Annotated in this window: 12 protein-coding genes; 6 read left to right on the forward strand and 6 right to left on the reverse strand. The window is 52.0% G+C overall.

Going from position 1 to position 14,540, the window contains the following annotated elements; genetic code table 11:
* Positions 1-63: 63 nt before the first annotated feature.
* Positions 64-1,017: an AEC family transporter gene (locus B2Y33_RS12900; protein ID WP_206405766.1), complete on the forward strand. Its 954-nt coding sequence runs from the start codon at positions 64-66 to the stop codon at positions 1,015-1,017.
* Between the two features lie 43 nt (positions 1,018-1,060).
* On the opposite strand, the gene B2Y33_RS12905 is transcribed toward B2Y33_RS12900, so the two are convergent.
* A complete protein-coding gene (locus tag B2Y33_RS12905; RefSeq protein WP_206405767.1) occupies positions 1,061-1,954 on the reverse strand; it encodes a LysR substrate-binding domain-containing protein in 894 nt (297 codons plus the stop codon).
* 170 nt (positions 1,955-2,124) lie between these two features.
* Here B2Y33_RS12905 and B2Y33_RS23255 point away from each other — a divergent pair, with 170 nt between their 5' ends.
* A complete protein-coding gene (locus B2Y33_RS23255; protein ID WP_373870382.1) occupies positions 2,125-2,352 on the forward strand; it encodes a DarT1-associated NADAR antitoxin family protein in 228 nt (75 codons plus the stop codon).
* 52 nt (positions 2,353-2,404) lie between these two features.
* Here B2Y33_RS23255 and B2Y33_RS12910 read toward each other — a convergent pair whose 3' ends face one another.
* The 4 genes from B2Y33_RS12910 to B2Y33_RS23260 all read right to left on the reverse strand — a co-directional run bounded on the left by B2Y33_RS12910 (position 2,405) and on the right by B2Y33_RS23260 (position 8,052).
* Positions 2,405-5,062, reverse strand: coding sequence for a DEAD/DEAH box helicase (locus B2Y33_RS12910; protein WP_206405768.1), 2,658 nt, complete (start codon positions 5,060-5,062; stop codon positions 2,405-2,407).
* On the reverse strand, positions 5,059-6,045 hold the full coding sequence (locus B2Y33_RS12915; RefSeq protein WP_206405769.1) for a HamA C-terminal domain-containing protein: 987 nt from the start codon (positions 6,043-6,045) through the stop codon (positions 5,059-5,061). Before B2Y33_RS12915 ends, B2Y33_RS12910 begins: the two co-directional genes overlap by 4 nt.
* Before the next feature lie 377 nt (positions 6,046-6,422).
* A complete protein-coding gene (locus B2Y33_RS12920) occupies positions 6,423-7,541 on the reverse strand; it encodes a hypothetical protein (RefSeq protein WP_170976261.1) in 1,119 nt (372 codons plus the stop codon).
* A gap of 340 nt (positions 7,542-7,881) precedes the next feature.
* On the reverse strand, positions 7,882-8,052 hold the full coding sequence (locus tag B2Y33_RS23260) for a helix-turn-helix domain-containing protein (protein WP_125920377.1): 171 nt from the start codon (positions 8,050-8,052) through the stop codon (positions 7,882-7,884).
* 120 nt (positions 8,053-8,172) lie between these two features.
* Here B2Y33_RS23260 and B2Y33_RS12925 point away from each other — a divergent pair, with 120 nt between their 5' ends.
* The 3 genes from B2Y33_RS12925 to B2Y33_RS12935 all read left to right on the forward strand — a co-directional run bounded on the left by B2Y33_RS12925 (position 8,173) and on the right by B2Y33_RS12935 (position 11,290).
* Positions 8,173-8,541: a histone-like nucleoid-structuring protein, MvaT/MvaU family gene (locus B2Y33_RS12925; RefSeq protein ID WP_206405770.1), complete on the forward strand. Its 369-nt coding sequence runs from the start codon at positions 8,173-8,175 to the stop codon at positions 8,539-8,541.
* Between the two features lie 435 nt (positions 8,542-8,976).
* A complete protein-coding gene (locus B2Y33_RS12930; RefSeq protein ID WP_206405771.1) occupies positions 8,977-10,623 on the forward strand; it encodes a Na+/H+ antiporter in 1,647 nt (548 codons plus the stop codon).
* A 196-nt stretch (positions 10,624-10,819) separates the two neighbouring features.
* Entirely contained in the window at positions 10,820-11,290 is a 471-nt protein-coding gene (locus B2Y33_RS12935; RefSeq protein WP_206405772.1) for a hypothetical protein, read from the forward strand.
* A gap of 120 nt (positions 11,291-11,410) precedes the next feature.
* Here B2Y33_RS12935 and B2Y33_RS12940 read toward each other — a convergent pair whose 3' ends face one another.
* The gene (locus B2Y33_RS12940; RefSeq protein WP_206405773.1) at positions 11,411-12,418 is read right to left on the reverse strand and encodes a metallophosphoesterase; all 1,008 of its coding nucleotides are present in this window, start codon (positions 12,416-12,418) and stop codon (positions 11,411-11,413) included.
* Between the two features lie 442 nt (positions 12,419-12,860).
* On the opposite strand from B2Y33_RS12940, the gene B2Y33_RS12945 reads away from it, so the two are divergent.
* Complete coding sequence (locus B2Y33_RS12945; RefSeq protein WP_236166222.1) at positions 12,861-13,925, forward strand: hypothetical protein; 1,065 nt, start codon at positions 12,861-12,863, stop codon at positions 13,923-13,925.
* The last annotated feature ends 615 nt before the right edge of the window (positions 13,926-14,540 follow it).

The following is a 14,540-nucleotide window of genomic DNA, read 5'->3' on the forward strand; positions in this document are numbered from 1 at the left end:
GGACTGCATTGGTCGGCGATTTTAATCTATACAGGCCTAAAATCCCCTCCAAACGTGGAAGTCATGTACACCGTCCTTGCAATCGTTTTGCCCATCTTTGCCCTCATCCTCGCAGGCTTCATCTGCCGCAAGACCAACCGACTCGGAGACCAGGCCGCCTCCGAGATCAACAAGATGGTGGTATGGCTCTGCCTACCCGCGCTGCTGTTCAAGGTGACCGCGACCGCGTCGTGGGCTGAAATTTGGCAGCCGGGCTTCATCATTTCCTTCGGTGCCGGCACGCTGGCCATTTTCGTCGCAACTTTGGTGTGGCGGTTGTGCACCGGCCATAGCCTTGCCACTTCAAGCATCGACGGCTTGAGCGCTGGTTATGCGAACACTGGCTACATCGGCATTCCGCTGTGTGCGATTGTATTCGGCCATCCAGGTCTTCAACCGGCGCTCATTTCGACGATCATCGTTGTGTGCCTGCTCTTCGCCATTGCGGTGATCTGCATCGAAATCGGCTTGCAGGAAGAGCGGCATCTCGGCCGAGCAGTAGGGGTCGTAGTGAAGGCGCTGTCCAAGAACCCTCTGGTGATTGCGCCCATCGCTGGGGCTGTCTGGGCGATGACAGGTATTCCGCTGGCTCACCCAGTCATGAGCTTCCTCGACATGCTCGCTACGGCTACCACGCCTTGTGCTCTCGTTTCGCTTGGCCTGTTCCTGGGCCAGAAAACGGTCAAGTCGACTGGAGGGAAGAGCAACCCTTGGCCGCTGGTCACCATCAAGCTCGTGGGACAGCCGCTGCTGACCTGGTTCCTGGCGTTCAAAGTCTTCGCGCTGCAGTCGATGTGGGCCAATTCCGCGCTGTTGCTCAGCGCCTTGCCCACCGGTACTGGGCCCTTCATGCTGGCTGAATTCTATCGTCGGGAGGCAGGGCTTATCTCCCGCACCATCCTGATCTCTACCCTGGGTTCCCTGGCTACCCTAACCGGGCTGATGATCTGGATGAATACGGGTATTGCAGGGGCCTAGGGTTAGCCGTTGCTGCTGACAGTGGAGCGGTGAAGGGCGAGCATCAAGCTTCATGGATCTGGTTCATGATCCATTCCTTGAACCGCTCAATTTTGCGGCTCCCTTTCATCGAGCCACGGTAGCAGAGGAAATGCATCTCCCGCTGCAAGGGAGGCTGATGTCCATTCAGTACGACCAGAGAGCCTTGGCGCAACTCTGTCTCTGCCAGACGGGTGGACTCCAGGGCAATACCCAGCCCATCCGCTGCGGCGGAGAGGACGAGCGCGGCACGGTCGAACGACAAACCGCCCAAGTCTGCGCGTTCGGCAACCCCTTCATGGCGGAACCAGTCGCTCCAGCGCACTGGGCTCAGTTGGGAGTCGATAAGTGAGCCAGGCTTAAGCAGGTGCGGTTCGAGCGTCTGGGAAGCGTCGAAGAACTGCTTCGAGCTCATTGGTGCGATAGTCTCCAACCCCAGAGGTTCGGCAATCACGCCCACCCGCTGGATCGGCGCCCCGTAGGTGATCGCAATGTCGATCTCCTCGTGTCGGGTGAGCTCAGGCGGCGTGGCGCTGGAAGTGAGGCGGATATGAAGCGGATTGGGTTCACTGACGAGGCGAGCGAGGCGTGGTGAAAGCCATTTGGAAGCAAAGCTTGGCGAGCAATGAACGGCCAGGTGCAGTTGCTCGGCGCTCGGCATCCACATAGAAAGTGCAGACTCCAGGCCGTCGAGCGCGACGGTCAAGCGCTGGGCAAGCGCCCGCCCCTGGATCGTCAACTCCACCGAGCGAGGCTGACGTTTGAACAGCTCCATGCCCAGAGTGGCCTCCAGCTTTCTGACCTGGTGGCTAACTGCCGAGGCGGATAGATGGAGCTCATCGGCGGCGGCAACGAAGCTTTCCAGGCGCGCAGCAGCTTCAAATGCTTTGATTGCGGCGAAGTTAGGAATCTTTCTCATTATTATTAGGTTAGGCTAAATTTAATTCAACCTTGGGTGAGAAGCCTTCGTTTGTCAATCCATACGCCTAAAGTCAACTATGGGTCTCCAAAAACAATAAAAGATGAGGTTGGCACTATGGATCCCTTGCTGCGGATTGAACCAGCATCTAACGGATTCAGTCTCCAGATATGATTGAGGAAATTCTTTCGTACTCGGCTTTTACTGATATCGAGTTCAATCCTGAGAAGTCAATCAACTGTCAGGCTTACTCCGTAGCCTTGTTTGTTTCCTTGCATAAGCAGAATTTACTGGATGATGCTATTGCTTCGAAGGAATCATTCTTGTCGACTGTTGGCAAGGTTCTAGTCTCAAGTGCTAGCCAAAATGAAGATGTTCAGGGTGACATGTTGAAATGAACTCTGTGTGTTAAGGGGCTGGTAGTCAGCCCCTTTCCGAGCGGCGGCATGATTATTCATCATGCCTTCTTGTGAGTCCTGAGCGTTCTAGGTATCTGCGAAGCAACGGGGATAATTTGGTGGTGTTGTAGTTTTGGAGCCAAGCTTCAACGTTTTCCACGGTTTTTGGAAGATCTTTCCGTAGTTTTAGTGCAATACTTCTATTTATGCCAAGTGACATGAGTTCAAGTACCCTTGGGTCGTAGCTTCCGAGTTCAATCATGGATGGAAGGCTTAGGGCGTATGCGTACTCTTCATGAACGGCCTCAGACGTACAAGCTTTGGTTATGTCCGACCAAAGAGAGAAGTATTTGACAAGTTTAAATGTTATGTTGCTACTGATGTTTTTGGTGACGTGTCTAGCGGCTTTGTCTACTGGCCGTTTTTTTGATTCGTTCTCAGTATCTTCTTCTTTAGAGAAGTCCTCAGGGTTCTGAGCAAGCTTGTTTAGGAATTTATCGATGAAGAAGCGGTGTGACTTTCCAGACATCCACTGGTAAGCATCGTAGACCAATGTGCCGATGCTGACGTACTCGCCTGGATTTGTGAATTTAGAGTTAACTTCTTTCTCAATATGGAAGATTCTATCCAGTCTGCGTGCGATGTCATCAAATTGCTGATAAAAGTTCTGACTTTTAAAGCTGATGTCGTCAGGCGCTGGAGGGAGTCGCCGTGTATTAGGGTGGTTCGTCGGGATCCAGGAAAATGGATCTTCTTTTATCTTTAGATAAAGCTGATTTTGAAGTAGTGGGTCTACGTATGGGTTTTGGCGAAGAAGTTCAATAGGTATGGAAAGCTGATCCTTTACCTGGGATAGCTTTTCTTCTAATTCTACTCTATGGTCACCTCTTATCTGTGACGTGCCTAGCAATCGGTCAAAGTGCTTTTTGTCAGACACGAAAAGGTGTCTAAGGTAACAGATGGTAGAGTATAATTTTCCGTCATCTTGGTTTTCGAATATTTCATTGCGGGTGGCGGTGGCGAGTCGAATTACTGAGTCGGTATGTTTCTGAAGGATGGCGGTCGTGTTGGTTTTGATTTTGGTCTTTTCATGATTCGTCAGCTTTTCTTCACCCCACTCTTCGTCCTTTACTTCCAAGCAATAGACTTCACCGTAGAGGTTGGTGCTGATACGCCCGGCTCGACCAATAAGATTTTTGAACTCGAAAGGTGTTAAGGGTGTGCTGTCATTTTTAGGGCTGATAACTATGAGCTTGTCTGCAGGTAGGTTAACGCCCTGTAGCAGTGTCGATGTGCATACTAAGCTTCTAATCGCTTCCTTTGAGTACAATTCTTCGATTTCAATCCTGGCAATGTCTGGCAGGCCAGCATGGTGGAACGCCACACCATTTCGCAGTGTTCTGATTAGTGAGTAATCAGGGTGTATTTCATCGGCTAAAAAATCAATAAGTTCCTCAATCGCATCCTCATGTTCTCGGCTTGAGTTGTTTGAACGAGGTAACTCGAGGGCCCACTTCTCAGCGGTAGCTTTACCAGGTGCGAACACAATACAGCTTTCGTCCTGTTTCAGATTCCCCAAGAACGCAGCAATCGCTTGGCCTTTCTTGCTTTTGGCTTTAGAAAAAAGTCTTTTGTTCAAGACTGTTTCGCCGGAAATTACGTTGCCGGTCTGGCTGGAAATTCGATACTCAGCGGAATAACTCCGTGACAAGAAAGTGATTGCAGCTTTGACTTGGAATACAGGAGTTGCGACAGTGGTTTCGTCTATGAGTTCTAAGCCTGAAAGCTCCTTTAGAGGTGTCGCGATGTCCTCAATGAAAGGGCCGGCAAAGATAAACTGGCTTTGCGGGAATCTCGCCACCAGCCCGTAAAGACAGTTTTCAAAAACCATGCCACGACCTTCCGCCTCAAGGTTGTGGATCTCATCGATGAAGATAATCTTAGGAGGTCTGATGGTTTTGTCCTGAAGCAGCTTGTTGCATCGCTCCGGGGTCAATACATAAATCGTTGATTTTTCATCGCCATCATCTTGAGGACGATATGTGGTGTAAACATGAGCGCGGTCTTTAAGGTCGGATTTAAAGTCCATGCTTACTTGGTTAATCAGTGCTTTGGTCGGCACCACAAATATTGCTGTTTCAGGGGTGGCTCTTAGTTTCTCAACAATGTATCGCCTAATAATGAATGACTTGCCGGCAGATGTAGGGGCAGAAATTGCGACGTTAGCGCCGCTTCGAATGGCTGCCCAAAGCTTTGCTTGGTAGTCGGTAAATACAAACTCGCCTGCACCTTCTAGTCTGTGTGTTAACCGGCCTCGTGTTGTGCCAAGTTCAATGTCAAGGAGAGCACCAAAGCTGTTTAAATACTTGCCGTTTTCGAAAATATTAGGGATGTGCTTACTTGAAAGTAGGTTTCCAGATCTCGACTGGATAATGTAGCACGCCCTCTGGTATGCGGGGTTGTTAGGCGCGTAAAGGTGCAGCAGTGCGCCAAAGGAGTTGGCCAAGTTTTTTAATGTTTCAGATTTGCTCAGCGAAATAATTGAGGCAAGCCATGTGGCGTGTTGAAGCTTCTGATGGGGTATAAATATTCCATTAGTTTCGCCAGCCTGTTTGCTGAGGAATAGATTTTTTAGCAAGTTGTCATAGGTTTCTACAAACCCTTCATCCTTAGAGGCTTCGAGTGGGAGGGCTTCTGTATCCCTGTTCATTTAGCTGCCTTCCTAGCTGCCTTGTTAGGGTTCGGTTTTTTTGGTGTTTCTTTGAATTCTATCCCATGGATTTGCTTGAAAAGTGTCTTTTTGAATGTTTCGACGCTACTCATTGGGATGAGGAAAAATTCAAGGAATAGCTTCCGTAGCTCGGATTTGTTCTGAAGTCGCGCTCTGATGTTTTTAACTGCTTCTGATGAGTGTTCTTTTATCCACTCGGCAACAAGCTCTTCAGCGTGATCTCTGTTATTCGCTTCCTCTTCAATGCTGTCGATTTTCTTATCGTCATAAATTAGAAGGATTGGGAATATTTTGTTGCACGCTTGGTATTCATCTGTTCCAGGGCGAAACGCTTGAAGCAGGGCTTTTGCCTGATCAAGTGTGAGATTTTTTGAAATGTTTGATCGGGCGATGAAAAGCTCATGATCAAGGGAGCTCGGTAGGTGGTTTTGGTTGAATCGGTCAATTGAGTCTAGCGAGCTTCCAATTGCGCCGCCAAGATCTTGATATATTTTTGACTCACCAATTAAGATTGATAGGTTGTTGTGTCTCTCCCCAAAAAATATCCCATCTCCGCCCTTAACTTGATCTTTTACATTTGTGAGCAAGCTTAACTTGTGGCATACCATTGGAGTTTTGAAGATGGCTTCAACCAACAGGTATAGGATAAGTTCACCATACTTTCCGTCGTACACTGGATCAGTGTTCGCGAAGAAGCTCGATGCCATTGGGTAAGGGTTTTCGTCTCTTTCTTCGTACTCTTCGAGTTCATTCCTGTCGAAAACGTAATGCTGAATCCGGTTGCCAACATACTTTGCTAGAGCGAGGCTTTCTTGGCGGTTCCCTGAAAATTTCAGGGACAAAGCGTGTGCCCTGACTTTGAGATCCAGTACCTCGGGGATCCGATGGAAGAATTTTTCGACCCAATCAGTCTTGACGGTGAGGCAGTCACTCCAGGTGATACCCTCGAACAGCTTTTGCATCTGAATCCCGTCTGGATAGCTGTGTAGTGCCAGAATGATACTACAGCCGTTTCGCTTGTGGCCGCTTCCACGACGGACGTTCTACACGGGAAACTCCGGTCGATCTGTGCTCGACAAAGGTTTTAGAGCCCCAGACAAGGGCGTTGCAGGCCTGCAGAGCTCTTCGCCCACGTGGAGGGTCGTTGACCAACCTGTAGGGCGTGGTGCCTCGCCAGGCCTCTAGGGAAACTCCGATCAAGTCAGCACAGGTCAGGCTGCCTGTGCTGACTTGATCGGAGTTTCCCTAAGCGTTTCATATAAGCAAAGATCGACTGAGACGTCCAACAGCGTCTCAGTCGATACCTGTGAGGTTCAGCGTGAAGATAAGCGATTTTTGCTTATACGGTTTGGAGGGAGCGCTTCAATACGCGGGTCTTGAAATCCTTGACCAGCATCAGGAAGAGCAAACCGAAACCAATATAGCCATTGACCACGTATACCACGTTGATCAGTGCATCGAACGGCACATTCAGACCAACCAGCGTGCCCACGGTGCAAAGCACACACAGCAGCAGTCGATGACGAATGCTGAACTCATCTGGCGCGAAGCGTTTCACTGGGGCCCAGAGCAGCGACGCTGCCGTGGTGTAGATGGCGGCGAGAATCACCACCGTGATCAGGCCGGTCAGCGAAGGGGAAATTTTTTCAACCAGCACCAGGGATGGGATCTGCGCAGTGGCAACATCGCTGAGGTTTGCAGCCAGGCCCAGCATCATGGCCAGCACGGCCAGGGAAAAAAGCAACATCCCCAAAAACGCACCACCCCCTGCCTCTGCCCGGCTCTTGCTGGTACTGCCCAGGTTGGTCATGAAGACCGCCAGCCACATCATGCAGAAACCTACGTAGGAAAGGCAGGCTGTAAACCAGTTGCTCCCGGCCTGCAGAACGGTCTTGCTTTCGGTCAATGGCTTCAATACGGCAGGGAATTCAACCAGCCCCTGGGTGTTCATGACGACACCTGCCACACCTATCATGATCGCTAGAACCGAAAGCAGAGGGCCGATCGAACCCACCACGCTGATCAACCGATTGAAGCCGAAGAACAGCGTGACCAAGGTCAAGCCCCCCATCAACACGCCGCCATACCAGTTAGGCCAGCCAAGTTTCTGATTGAGCGCGGCCCCCGCTCCGGCAATCATCACCCAGAACGACATATACAGGAAAAGCACCGAGAAATAGTCGAAGAAGGCGCCGAGTTTTTTACCGCAGTAATACGTGAATATTTCCTTGGGCGCGCTGAACTTTTGTTCGTAACCCGCCATGACGAAACTGAACGCAACATAGGTAAAGAGTGCAAACATCAGGAGGATACTGATCAGCCCGGCATGACCATAGGCGACAAAGTACTGCATGATTTCCTGGCCCGTCGCAAAACCTGAGCCGATGAGTAGTGCAATGCATGCACCACCAATAATGAACATTCTGGAGACATCCAGGGTTGACTTTGGCATCGTCATGATGAGTAGCGTCCTCTTTTTATAATCATGTGCCCAGGCATGACCGCCTGTAGGCAGTACAAAACGTGACGGCTCCTGCCGTATTCGCCGACGTCCAACGATTAAAACTAACGAGTGGAAAGCTCGCGATAAGGCTGCCTTTTGCTGTACTCGTTACATCAGCAATGTACGTGCCGCTTTTGCATGGCGAACCTTCCCAATGCGCCGCCTTCATGCCAGATTGCGACTCGCCGCGACAATTGTCCTTGAGCCAGGATGGGGCGTTTTGGGAGCTGAATACCGGGGTCTAAAGAGACCGCTGTAGCAGCCCGCGTGAACATCAGCGGGTCAATTGATCGAGCTAGACGCAGCCCATTTCCCTGTGTTGCTTGCGAAGCCGCGCAGGTGAAATCGAAAAGCGCTTCTTGAAGCTCTTGCAGAAGTGGGTGCTATCGGAGAATCCGCACTCGTATGCGATCTGGGCCACAGACCGGTCTGTGTTCTGCACGAGCCAGTGCGTTAGCTTCTGCACGCCAGAAGCTAACTTGCTCGGAGGATCCCTAGCTCCATGGTACCAAGCGCAGACTCAGTAGAAGTTAGCGGGTAGTATGACGACATTTCCTCCTATCACCTGTACAAGGAAAACTTATCCATGTCTCGCCTGGCACAATTCCGTCAACTCGAGCAACAGCTTGCCGCCCAGCTCGCAGAACTTGAAGCACTCAAGGGCAGCTCCGAGCTGCAAGCCGAAATTCAATTTGAGACCAAACTGCGTGACTTGCTGGCTGAGTACGGCTACAGCCTGCGCGACATCATCAACATTCTGGATCCGCAGGCGAGCCGCCGTGCAGCTGCTCCAGTTGTAGCTGAGAAGGCCCCGCGCCGTGCTCGCCAAGTCAAACAGTATAAGAACCCGCACAACGGCGAAATCATCGAGACCAAGGGCGGCAATCACAAGCTGCTCAAGGAGTGGAAAGCCCAGTATGGTGGCGACGTGGTGGAAGGCTGGCTCGCCCAGTAACACGCTCCACTGATGGTTTGCTAAAGCCCCCAATTGGGGGCTTTTTCAATTGTGATCCTTCCCTGGTGCTTAGCTGAAGAGTCACCTGCAGGTCACACTCCGTTTTCACTGCGATGACGAGAACATGCTGCCGATGATGCGTGCACCCAATAGGGAATGCTGTGTCGGCGGGGCGCCTTCGTTTAGTGCTTCCAGGGTAATTGCATCTATAGGCGTGAGGCAGGGCAATAGCGTCCGACTACGGGTGATACGGAATGAACGAACTCCGTATCGGATGTACATTCCCAGCAACATCATGATACAGATCCTCTTGCCCGATCCGACTTTGGTGCAGCGGCCAGCCCTCCACTTTCCTACTAACATATTGTTTCAAATGGCAAAGTCCAGGTCGTCGACACTGGTACATCGCTCTCGATTGACGAGGAACTCCGTAGCATGCAGTCAGCCTACACCGTCCTAATCCTGCTGATGCTAGTAAGCGTCTCCAAGCTAATCGGGAGGGTGCTCCCCATACCTTTGCCGCTCGTGCAGATTGGCGCTGGGGCGCTTTTGGCATGGCCGACGTTAGGTTTTCACGTTGCGTTAAATCCCGAGCTGTTCCTCTTCCTGTTCCTCCCGCCACTGTTGTTCGCCGATGGCTGGCGTATCCCTAAACGTCAGTTATGGCGTATTCGTGGCCCGGTGGTGGCCTTGGCCGTGGGCCTAGTGTTATTCACCGTAGTCGTAGCTGGATACTTTATTCATTGGATCCTGCCGAGCATTCCGCTTCCGGTTGCATTCGCCTTAGCGGCTGTACTCTCACCAACGGATGCGGTGGCAGTTTCGGCGATCACCCAAGGCAGGCTGCCAACGCCTCTCATGCGTATGCTGCAAGGGGAGGCCCTTCTCAACGATGCGTCTGGCCTGGTGACGTTCAAATTCGCTTTAGCAGCGGCGATCACAGGTGTGTTCTCTCTTTCCGACGCAAGCGTGTCGTTCGTGATGGTGGCGTTGGGCGGCTTGGCTGTGGGTGTAGCTTTGAGCTGGCTGCTTGGGCGGCTCCGGATGTGGATGATCACCCGAGGTTGGGATGACCCAGCGACTCATGTCGTATTCATGTTGCTGTTGCCGTTTGCAGCCTACGTTCTGGCAGAGCGGCTGGGCGTTTCAGGTATCTTGTCGGCTGTTGCTGCTGGCATGATGCAGAGCTGGCTCGATCTGCTGCCTCGCCAAACCAGCACGCGCTTACTCAACCGCAGTGTTTGGTCGTTGCTGGAGTTTGCCTTCAACGGACTGATCTTCCTGCTGCTGGGCCTGCAGCTGCCCGATATCATCAAGGCTGCGGTAAGTCACGAGGCAACCTTGTGGCCGACGTTGGCGTTCCGCTGTTTGGACGTGCTGGCGATATTCGGTGTGTTGATCCTACTGCGCTTCGTCTGGGTGCAAAGCATCTGGCGAGGCATAGGGGTAGTCCGCCGTTGGAGGGGTAAGGCCGAACTGGTACTTATGCCAACCACGCGCTCCTGCTGGCTTCTGACCTTGGGCGGTGTGCGTGGAGCGGTGACTTTGGCTGGTGTCATGTCCGTGCCTCTGCTCCTCGCTCCTGGCACCGTATTTCCAGAACGCGACCTACTCATCTTCATCGCTGCCGGAGTGATACTGCTTTCGCTGATATCAGCTTGCATCGCACTGCCTTTGCTGCTGCGCGGGGTGAGCATGAGCCCGGATGAAAAATTGCACCAGGAAGTGCAGGAGGTCTGGAAGCGTACCGCTGAAGCAGCCATCCACGCGCTTGAGGCAGAAGACGTGGCCGAGGTAGGTTCAGCCCAGGATGCCGCTCAAGCAGCGATGTCCACTGAGCTAAAGGCGCGGTTGATGGCGGAGTACCGCGAGGAGTTGGAGAGCTACAACGACAGCGATGAAGCGAGAGCCTTGGCGCAGCAGATGGATCAGCTTGAGCGCCGCTTGCGGCTGAAGGCCTTACGTGCTCAGCGCTTAGAATTGTATAACCTGCACCGCCAACACTTGGTTGGCGATGAGGTGGTAAGCATGGTTCTGGGTGAACTCGACATGAGCGAGGCGAATCTAGGGCATGGAAGGTAGGTGCTGTACCTTGAAAGAGTCGATGCTCCAGTTTTGCCCGCTTGCCCTGGATATCCATCTTCTAGCAGAGGATGGTTAAGAGTTATCGGTAGATGGTAGCATTTGGCCGCTTCATGGGCAGCGCTCGAGTATTTCATGTCAGAGAGCTGGTCTTTGGGCTGTTAATCAACATTGTTGAATTTAAAGGGAGAGTTACGTGTCGGAAACTGGCCAAGACGCATCAAGTAAGGGACTATACTCAGTAATTCATAGCCTTTTGAATATTGTGTGGTTGATAATTTTTGTCCCTGTCATCTCTATGATTAGTTTGGTTGGGTTTTATATCTGGTCGATTTTTGAGCGTTCTGATAAGTCGCTTGAAGCTTCGAGAGATATAAGGTCTATGCTGGCTGGTTTTTGGGAAAATGTTAATCCCGTTGCGGGGAGTGTGTTAAAGGCTATTGTGCCGATTGTAATTTTGTTGGTTGTGGTTGGGTTGTTGAAATGGTTTACACCCGAAAAGCTATTTAATTCAGAGGGGCTTAAGGATAACTTGCCTTCTTTGATGGCACTGGTCGTTATTGTGACGATATGTATAGTGGCAATTTCTGGTAATGTGATACCTCATGAGTTAAGTAGTATCGGGCTCGTGGTTATTGGTTACTATTTTGGTAAAGTAAAAGTTTAGGTGACTTTTAATTGGTTTGGAGTGAGTGGGTCGTAGAATTCGGCGCGGGCGGGCTTCCGAATGAAACACGTCCGATTTTTTTCGGATTTCTTTGCGGGTTTAACCCCGCAAAGAAATCAGTTAGTTCTCGGTGCCAAATAGCCGACGGAGCAGTTCGCCTGTGGGTGTGCCAACGTACCGCGCCTGCAGCTCTTCTAGCTTGGCAGACCGACGCACTTCAGGCAGCAGACTCAGCCCGTGTAGGCCGTTGAACAGCTGTTGCATACCAGCGATATCGTCAGCCAGATTGAGCCAGGTAGATGTGATTTGCTGAGCACGGGCCTCAGCCTCCCGGCTCGCGATCTGAGTTTCAATGAGCTTGTTTGCGTGTGCTAGGGTCTTCAGTGAGATGAGCGACTGCTCAAGCTCAGTCAGCTGCTCACCAAGGCGCTCTACCTGATCGATCCCCGAAGCCTCGCCATTCACGTAAACGACGTCGTCCTGTAGTGAGTAGATCGCCAGAGGCCCATCTCCGCCGCCTGTGACATCTAGAGCAAGGACATTGCCGAGACGTAGAGCATGCGGAATCCAAGTGTGGCCGACACAGACACGCCATGCGCCAGGCACACCACCTCGATGATGCTTCTTGATCCGCTCGCGACCCCACAAAGCAACATCCTGGATCTGAGGGTTTTCGAGACTCTGGGTGAAATCATTCCAGGCCAATCCCACAGGCACATCAGCGTGAACCACTCCGACCACGCCCCGAACTGTCTCCACCTCGATAGCCATGGGCAAGCTATCCAGTTTGTCGATAACCATGGGCTTGGACTCGTCATCAATCGTGAGCCACCACCTCGCTCCATGAGCGGAGTAGGGGAGGTGAGGGCTAGCTCGATAGGCGTCGATGAGCATCTGCTCGTGATTGCCCTTCACTGTGAAGAACCACGGTTCGCCTAATAGCTTCAGTCCGTCGAGCATGCCTGGCCCACGGTCGATGAGATCTCCAACTGCTATCAGCCGGTCGACGGATTGGTCGAAGCTGAGCGCCTTGAGGCCTCTATGGAGCTCTCGTGTTTTGAAGTGAATGTCACCGACAATGAAGTCGCGGCCAGCCCGATTTTGAGGGGGTTTTAGCAGATGAGGCATACGCTACAGACGCTCCTGAGCCGGGCTGAAAGACTCGGATATTTTACCTTTTTGTGCCTATCTCGCGGTCTCGAAAGCAGGGCTTTGTGACAGGGCAATACCGCGCATTGTTATCCATCGGCGACTCGCGCCGCAATCTCCAGTTTCGCGGATTTGTCGAATCCCTAGATACCTTGTTGTACCTGGCCTGCGGGCCGGTACATGCCGAAATATTTCGGATTTTATTTCCTATTTGAAGATGGTGAGTTTCTGCCTAGCCAGAGGGCAGAGCTGACCGCACGATGCAGGTGTCAGCGTGCTTCAAGATGTTTCCCAAGGAAAGAGTGTCCTACACGCCTGTCCATAAGATCGGCATATGTCGAAGTGCTATCATTGCGAGCTTTGCCGTCACTGAATTTTGCAAATATCTTGATGGCCTATTAGGGAAATATGGAGGTACAAGGTGGTGCAGGTAATCACTGCGAATGCCCGACTGCGCAGAGGCATTCGCTCATTCCAACAGGCCCTCATCGACCAAGCAGAATTACTTGGGAAAAGAGAGTGGGCATTTCCGAGCGGAGATCGAGCACCTTGCCGCACCTATGCTTTGGAGACCAACCTGGGTGAGATGCTATTTGCTGTTCCACCGCCTTGGGATGGACGGCAAGCGCACCTGTTCAAGCTGCGCTACGAGGGGGGAACCCTCTCTCCGGATGCTGAGATCAACATTCCGGACGGACTAAACCGCAAGGTCTCAGGAGCATTGGTTTCTGCCTCTGAAGGCGAAACCTTAATCTGCCATCGCGGCACCTTCACTGCATTCCGTGGCCGGGTGCCCCGTGCAGACGCGTTTGAGCACTTTCAGGATTGGCTGATGGAGGTTGACGACGATGGGCGATCAGCAGATGTGATTGCTGTATCTTCAACAAACTCCCCCAGCATTGCGAATGACATCGCAGAGTTCCTTTTCAAGGTGAAAGAACTCAAGGATCAGAGAAAGGCGGAACTGGAGGATGAGGCCGAAGACTCAGATGTAGCTCTCGATGGCGATGATGAGTCGGGTGCCAATTGGCGGGGGCAGGAAGAGTTTGAGGGCAGCAAGTCCTATACCCCAAGCGGCGCCCCCTGCGAGTACCAGTATCTCCATGGCCCACTCTGCAATGCCCTCCATCGCAAGCTGGATGAGCTTATTGATGGACATCCTGAGCTACGGGTCGGTAAGCATCGTGTCGACTTGGCGCTAGTAGATAGGGCTACAGACAAGGCCAGGGTGATCTTTGAGGTCAAAACCAGCGCCTCAATGTCGACACAGCTTTACACCGCTGTTGGCCAGCTTGCGTATTACCGGCATTGCTTCGGGAATGCTGATACCAAGCTCATCCTGGTGCTCCCTGCGAGCACTGCATCCGACTTCGCGGCAGCCGAGTTCTTCGACGACGCCAACATCCAGGTACTATTCGGTGAAGCCGGTGTTTTTGAGAACAGCAAGGGCGAGAGCCTGGAGAAGGTTCTGAGCAGTATCCTATAGAAGCTGACGAAGCCGCTGGTCAGTCTACGAATGCCAACTCGGTTTGCAACGAGGTTGGCATTACAGCTCTCCTGGCGGCTCGGGATCTTCGTTGAGCCGCTGGAGCACGGGTGTGCTCTGCGACGCTCACCGAAATTTTCAGGCCTGTTAGACCTCCATCCCGCTGCAGGTCTGCAAGCTCTGCGCTCAGCTTCGAGATCAAGTCTTTGCGGTCTGTCCGGTATCCTCACTCAGCATCACCAGCCTGCGTAATGAGTTACGAGCAGTCCCCACTCCTTTATCGCATTTCCATCAGCTCGCAAAACTCCAAGTGCTTCAGCTGCAGAAATCTTGGTCGGGCAGCCACCTATCAGGTAGAAGTCATCCTTTCCTGGAGAATATAGGTGAAGCAGCGTAAGTACCATCACTCGCTGTAAAACGGTCATTTTTCTGTACGCTTGGCGCATCGCCTTTAACCCCTCAGGATCAGGCTCTGACCGATCATGATCGAAGCCGCAAGGACGCATGCTGTAATGACTACCTTCTTGGATCCCCCAAGGCTTACTTTGAGTGAAGCAGGCATTCAACTCGTATTTCCTAACGATGTGCCAAGCGACCTCTCCGAACTTTTTCCCT

The sequence above is a fragment of the Pseudomonas sp. UBA5666 genome, from assembly GCF_002420785.1.
Lineage (GTDB): Bacteria > Pseudomonadota > Gammaproteobacteria > Pseudomonadales > Pseudomonadaceae > Aquipseudomonas > Aquipseudomonas fulva.